This window comes from Streptomyces kebangsaanensis, assembly GCF_001906585.1.
GTDB lineage: Bacteria > Actinomycetota > Actinomycetes > Streptomycetales > Streptomycetaceae > Streptomyces > Streptomyces kebangsaanensis.
Window position 1 is genome coordinate 6,438 of sequence record NZ_JUJA01000121.1, and the last position, 5,872, is coordinate 12,309.

At 73.2% G+C, this 5,872-nt stretch carries 5 protein-coding genes and 2 pseudogenes; 4 read left to right on the top strand and 3 right to left on the bottom strand.

Translation table 11 applies throughout. The features are described 5' to 3' along the window. Positions 1-1,614, bottom strand: a 1,614-nt coding sequence (locus RH94_RS18105) for a heavy metal translocating P-type ATPase (RefSeq protein ID WP_234425860.1), incomplete at its 3' end; no start/stop codon positions are given. Positions 1,615-1,666: 52 nt separating this feature from the next. Further along, complete coding sequence (locus tag RH94_RS18110) at positions 1,667-1,906, bottom strand: heavy-metal-associated domain-containing protein (protein WP_073948612.1); 240 nt, start codon at positions 1,904-1,906, stop codon at positions 1,667-1,669. 202 nt (positions 1,907-2,108) lie between these two features. On the opposite strand from RH94_RS18110, the gene RH94_RS18115 reads away from it, so the two are divergent. Further along, positions 2,109-3,152: a zinc-dependent alcohol dehydrogenase family protein gene (locus tag RH94_RS18115; protein ID WP_073948613.1), complete on the top strand. Its 1,044-nt coding sequence runs from the start codon at positions 2,109-2,111 to the stop codon at positions 3,150-3,152. Between the two features lie 25 nt (positions 3,153-3,177). Here RH94_RS18115 and RH94_RS18120 read toward each other — a convergent pair whose 3' ends face one another. Then, positions 3,178-3,378 (bottom strand): helix-turn-helix transcriptional regulator, encoded by a 201-nt coding sequence (locus RH94_RS18120; RefSeq protein WP_073948635.1) that lies wholly within the window; start codon positions 3,376-3,378, stop codon positions 3,178-3,180. A 370-nt stretch (positions 3,379-3,748) separates the two neighbouring features. Here RH94_RS18120 and RH94_RS43770 point away from each other — a divergent pair. The 3 genes and pseudogenes from RH94_RS43770 to mmsA form a co-directional block, all read left to right on the top strand. After that, a pseudogene (locus RH94_RS43770) lies at positions 3,749-3,889 on the top strand (5-deoxy-glucuronate isomerase); the annotation flags it as partial. Between the two features lie 26 nt (positions 3,890-3,915). Beyond that, a pseudogene (locus tag RH94_RS43775) lies at positions 3,916-4,135 on the top strand (3D-(3,5/4)-trihydroxycyclohexane-1,2-dione acylhydrolase (decyclizing)); the annotation flags it as partial. After that, a complete protein-coding gene (gene mmsA / locus RH94_RS18135; protein ID WP_073948614.1) occupies positions 4,132-5,634 on the top strand; it encodes a CoA-acylating methylmalonate-semialdehyde dehydrogenase in 1,503 nt (500 codons plus the stop codon). The pseudogene RH94_RS43775 and the gene mmsA, both read left to right, overlap by 4 nt. Positions 5,635-5,872 lie beyond the last annotated feature (238 nt).

The following is a 5,872-nucleotide window of genomic DNA, read 5'->3' on the forward strand; positions in this document are numbered from 1 at the left end:
GAGCCGGCCCGCGGCCACGTCGTGGCCCTCCACGCGTCCGCGTACGCCCCGTCCGGGGACGTTCTCGAACTGCTCGACCGGGGGCAGTGGCCCCACCCGCTCCTCGGCGCCGGCGGCGACGGCCCGGGCGATCGGGTGCTCGGAGGCGTGCTCCAGGGCGCCCGCGAGGCGCAGCAGCTGCTTCTCGTCGGTGCCCTCGGCGGCGTACACCTCCTGCAGGGTCATGCGTCCGGTGGTGACCGTTCCGGTCTTGTCCAGGACGACGGTGTCGACGCGGCGGGTGGACTCCAGCACCTCGGGGCCCTTGATCAGGATGCCGAGCTGGGCGCCCCGGCCGGTGCCGACCATCAGCGCGGTCGGTGTGGCCAGGCCCAGTGCGCACGGGCAGGCGATGATCAGTACCGCGACGGCCGCGGTGAAGGCCGCGGTCGCGTCACCGGTGGCGAACAGCCAGGCCAGCAGGGTGCCCAGGGCGATGACCAGGACGACCGGCACGAAGACCGCCGAGATCCGGTCGGCCAGCCGCTGCACCTCGGCCTTGCCGTTCTGCGCGTCCTCGACCAGCTGCGCCATGCGCGCGAGCTGCGTGTCCGCGCCGACCCGGGTGGCCTCGACGACCAGGCGGCCGCCCGCGTTGACCGTGGCGCCCGTGACGGTGTCGCCGACGCCGACGTCCACCGGCACCGACTCGCCGGTCAGCATGGAGGCGTCGACCGCCGAGGTGCCCTCGACGACCGTGCCGTCGGTGGCGACCTTCTCACCGGGCCGTACGACGAACCGGTCGCCGACGGTCAGCGCCGACACCGGGATCCGCACCTCCGTCCCGCCCCGCAGGACGGCGACGTCCTTGGCGCCCAGCTCCAGCAGCGCCCGCAGCGCGGCCCCCGCCCGCCGCTTGGAGCGGGCCTCCAGGTAGCGGCCGAGCAGGATGAACGCCACGACTCCGGCGGCGACCTCCAGATAGATCGTGGAGGCCGCGTCCGTCCGGGAGACGGCGAAGTCGAACCCGTGGCGCATGCCGGGCATGCCCGCGTCACCGAGGAACAGCGCCCACAGCGACCAGCCGAACGCGGCGAGGGTGCCTATCGAGACGAGCGTGTCCATGGTGGCGGCGCCGTGCCGGGCGTTGGTCAGGGCCGCCCGGTGGAACGGCAGGCCGCCCCAGACGACGACCGGCGCGGCGAGGGTCAGCGAGAGCCACTGCCAGTTGTCGAACTGCAGGACCGGGACCATGGCGAGCAGGACGACGGGTACGGCGAGGAGCGCGGAGACGGTCAGGCGCTGCCGCAGGGAGGCCGGCTCGGGGTCCTGGGACGCCTGCCGCCCGGCCGTCCGCGCCTCCGGTTCCGGCTGTGGCGGCGGGGGCTCCTCGGCGGTGTAGCCCGTCTTCACCACGGTGGCGATCAGGTCGGCGACGGACACCCCCGCGGGGTGGGCGACCCTGGCCTTCTCCGTGGCGAAGTTGACCGTCGCGGTGACGCCGTCCATGCGGTTGAGCTTCTTCTCGACGCGGGCCGCGCAGGACGCGCAGGTCATCCCGCCGATGAGCAGCTCGACCTCGGCGAGGTCCGGCCGGTCGGTCATGGGCGTCTGCGTGGCGGCGGGGGTGTTCATCTGCGGAACTCCAGAGACGGACGGGGGGAGGGACGGTTCGGACGGTCTTCCGTCAGGCCGTGCCGGTGAGCTCGAAGCCGGCCTCGTCCACGGCGGCGCGCACCGCCTCCTCGTCGAGCGGGGCCGCGGAGACGACGGTGACCTCGCCCGTGGAGGCGACGGCCTTCACCGAGCTGACGCCGGGCAGCTCGGAGATCTCGGCGGAGACGGAACCCTCGCAGTGTCCGCAGCTCATCCCGCTCACCTTGTAGACGGTGGTGACGGTGTCCTGGGCGCCGGTCCGGTCGGTCATGTCGTACTCCTCGGTCGTGGTGTGTGGGGTGCACGGGGGCCGCGGGGGCCGCGGGGGCCGCGGGGGCCTCGTCCCTCTTCAACGCTATACCCCTACGGGGTATTCCTCCAAGGAGCCGCGCCCCGGGGCCGGGGGCCGCGTACTACGGTTCCGCCGGAAGCGGCGAGCCGTGGGGAGACCCCGGCGGAAGGCGAGGCGGCGGATGCGGGCTGTGGTGTTCGAGCGGTACGGGGAGCCGGCCGAGGTGCGGGAGGTGGCCGACCCGCGGCCCGCGGAGCACGGGGTCGTGGTGCGGGTCGAGGCGACCGGCCTCTGCCGCAGCGACTGGCACGGCTGGCAGGGCCACGACCCCGACATCACGCTGCCGCACGTGCCGGGGCACGAACTCGCCGGGACCGTCGAGGAAGTGGGTCCGCGGGTGACCCGCTGGCGGCCCGGCGACCGGGTCACCGTGCCCTTCGTCTGCGCCTGCGGCACCTGCCCCGCCTGCGCGGCCGGCGACCAGCAGGTGTGCGAGCGGCAGACCCAGCCGGGCTTCACCCACTGGGGCTCCTTCGCCCAGTACGTGGCGCTCGACCACGCCGACGTGAACCTGGTCGCCGTGCCCGACGCGCTGTCCTCCGCGACGGCGGCCTCGCTCGGCTGCCGGTTCGCCACGGCGTTCCGCGCGGTGGTCCAGCAGGGCCGGGTCGCCGCCGGCGAGTGGGTCGCCGTGCACGGCTGCGGCGGCGTGGGCCTGTCGGCGGTGATGATCGCGGCGGCGTCGGGAGCCAGGGTGGTCGCGGTGGACGTGTCCGCCCGGGCCCTGGAGCTGGCCCGGAGGTTCGGTGCCGAGCGGTGCGTGGACGCCACCGGTGTGCGGGACACCGCGGAGCGGGTGCGCGAGGTGACCGGCGGTGGTGCCCACCTCTCGCTCGACGCGCTCGGCTCGCCCGCCACCTGCGCCGCCTCGGTGAACGGCCTGCGCCGCCGGGGCCGTCATGTCCAGGTCGGCCTGCTGCCCTCCCCGACGGGCACCACCCCGGTGCCCATGGCGCGCGCGATCGCCCTGGAGCTGGAACTCCTGGGCAGTCACGGCATGGCCGCGCACGCCTACCCGCGGATGCTCCAACTGGTGGAGGCCGGTGTGCTGCGGCCCGATCTGCTGGTCACGTCGACCATTCCCCTGGCGGCCGTCCCGGACGCGCTCGCGGCGATGGGGACGGCGCCAGGAGCCGGGGCCACGGTCGTCGAACCGTGGAGCTGACCCGGTTCGGGACGCGGGCGCGGCCTCAGTCGGCTCTGCGGCCGCGGTTGCCGGGCCGGGCGGCGACCCAGGCGCGGACGGTGTCGGCGTACCAGTAGGGCTTGCCGCCCTCCACATGGTCGGGCGGCGGCAGCAGACCGTGCTTGCGGTAGGACCGCACGGTGTCCGGCTGCACCCGGATGTGCGCCGCGATCTCCTTGTACGACCAGAGCCTTCGGTCGGTCATGTACACCTCCCCACGCACGCCACGGCGGCGGCCGGGGAGGCCGTCGGGGGAGCCGGGCGCTGCACTGGTGATCATCAAGCCTGTGCTCGGTCAACGACGCTCCGTGCACACCGGCAAGCACCTGTGGGCCGGGTGTGACCGAAGACATGCGTCCGCGCGACATGCGTGACACGACCGAGGTCTTTGTGACACATCCGAGGCGATCCCCCTCACTTTCGTCCGAATGTCCGGACAAACCATTGACATGGCCCGCGCCCGGCACTAGAACCGGTGTGGACGGCCGGTGGGCGGTAGGGACACACGGCCGCACAGAGGACGAAGAGTTTCCCCTCCCGGGCGACGGGGGCACGTTGGGTGAAGACCCACGCGCCCCCGCGGCGCCCGGACACCGATCGCCTCCGGCGCGGGAGGCCGCTTCGCCCTGGCAGGAGCGAAGTGCGAGCGTCGACTCCCCGCCCGCTACGGCCCCGCGCCGGAGGTCCCCGACCGGAGCGCAGGGAGCGGGTGCCGCATGCCGGGCAGGTACAGAATCCGTAGGAAGGCCTCGCCGGGGCGTGCGCCGCGGACACCCCCACATGTGTCTATGCCGAAACGGAAACCGCAGACACAGTGTCGGGGGCGCCCGACGCGCAACGCTGGTGGGATGTACGTGTGGCCGGGACCGCGGCCCAACCGCCGGCGGTCCACGGCACATGAGCTGTACGAACGGCAGGTCTCGACCCGACGCCGCCATCTGCGAAGGAGTAACCGGGCATGACGAAGATCGTCAACCACTGGATCGGCGGGAAGACCGTCGAAGGCGCCTCGGGGACGTACGGGCCGGTCACGGACCCGGCGACCGGCGAGGTCACCACGAAGGTCGCGTTCGCCTCCGTCGAGGAGGTGGACGCCGCGGTCGCCGCCGCCAAGGACGCCTACGCCACCTGGGGTCAGTCCTCGCTGGCCCAGCGGACCTCGATCCTGTTCAAGTTCCGCGCGCTGCTGGACGCCCACCGCGACGAGATCGCCGAGCTGATCACCGCCGAGCACGGCAAGGTGCACTCCGACGCGCTCGGCGAGGTCGCCCGCGGCCTGGAGATCGTCGACCTGGCCTGCGGCATCAACGTGCAGCTCAAGGGCGAGCTGTCCACCCAGGTCGCCACCCGCGTGGACGTGGCCGGGATCCGGCAGCCGCTGGGCGTGGTCGCCGGCATCACGCCGTTCAACTTCCCGGCGATGGTCCCGATGTGGATGTTCCCCATCGCCATCGCCTGCGGCAACACCTTCGTGCTCAAGCCCAGCGAGAAGGACCCGTCGGCCGCCGTCCGCATCGCCGAGCTGCTGGCCGAGGCCGGGCTGCCCGACGGCGTGTTCAACGTCCTGCACGGCGACAAGGTGGCCGTCGACCGGCTCCTGGAGCACCCGGACGTCAAGGCGGTCTCCTTCGTCGGCTCCACCCCGATCGCCCGCTACATCCACACCACCGCCTCCGCCAACGGCAAGCGCGTGCAGGCCCTGGGCGGCGCCAAGAACCACATGCTGGTCCTGCCGGACGCCGACCTGGACGCCGCCGCCGACGCCGCCGTCTCGGCCGCGTACGGCTCGGCGGGCGAGCGCTGCATGGCCATCTCGGCCGTCGTCGCCGTCGGCTCGATCGGCGACGAGCTGGTGGAGAAGATCCGCGAGCGCGCCGAGAAGATCAAGATCGGCCCCGGCAACGACCCGGCCTCCGAGATGGGCCCGCTGATCACCAAGGCGCACCGCGACAAGGTGGCCTCCTACGTGGAGAACGCCGCGGGCGAGGGCGCCGAGGTGGTCCTCGACGGCACCGGCTACACCGTGGAGGGCCACGAGGACGGCCACTGGATCGGCATCTCGCTGCTCGACAAGGTGCCGACCGGCGCGAAGGCGTACCAGGACGAGATCTTCGGCCCGGTGCTGTGCGTGCTGCGCGTGGACACCTACGAGGAGGGCGTGGCCCTCATCAACGCCTCGCCGTTCGGCAACGGCACCGCGATCTTCACCCGCGACGGCGGCGCCGCCCGCCGCTTCCAGCTGGAGATCGAGGCCGGCATGGTCGGCGTCAACGTGCCGATCCCGGTGCCGGTGGGCTACCACTCCTTCGGCGGCTGGAAGGACTCGCTCTTCGGCGACCACCACATCTACGGCAACGACGGCACCCACTTCTACACCCGCGGCAAGGTGATCACCACCCGCTGGCCGGACCCGTCCGAGGCCCCGGCGGGCGTGGACCTGGGCTTCCCGCGCAACCACTGACCGTCACCGCGGAACAGCAGACGACGAGGCCGTCCGGCACCCGGACGGCCTCGTGCGCGTGGCGGCGCCGCGGAGCGGGGGCGTGTACCACGACCGCGGTATGCCGCGGTGGGCCCGTACTCCTCGGGGAGGGGCCGGGGTTCGGTCCGGCGGGGGCATCGGTCGCCGGTGGTGGCCCGTACGGTGGAGGACATGGATCTTCGACTGCCCGGACTGCGTGGACTGCTGCGGCGGCCCC